Source organism: Sporomusa sp. (genome assembly GCF_057736855.1).
In genome coordinates, this window is the sequence record NZ_JBYKYF010000035.1 from 3,910 (window position 1) to 4,212 (window position 303).

Consider the following 303-nt stretch of genomic DNA (forward strand, 5'->3'; position numbering starts at 1 on the left):
TGGTCTTTTTTAATCCAAATTCCGCTCACCATTATTTTCGGATACCTGCAATCCTATGCAGTGCTGATGATCATGGCGTTCCTTCTCGGTTATGTTTCCTATCTTGTTAATTCACCATTAAATATCCTGGTTACCGATGTCGCTGGCAAAGCCTGGGCCGCAACAGCCATCGGCACAACTAACTTTATTTACCAAATTGCCGCTATGATTTCTCCGATGGTGATCGGCTGGGCAATCGATACTACAGGCAGTTTTTCCTCAACCTGGTATATCATTGCAGCCGGTTCGTTGACAGGCTTAATT

Annotated in this window: 1 protein-coding gene; it reads left to right on the forward strand. The window is 44.6% G+C overall.

What is annotated here, in order from left to right:
• On the forward strand, positions 1-303 hold a 303-nt coding region (locus AC29Z1_RS03985; RefSeq protein WP_488270168.1), incomplete at both ends, for a hypothetical protein.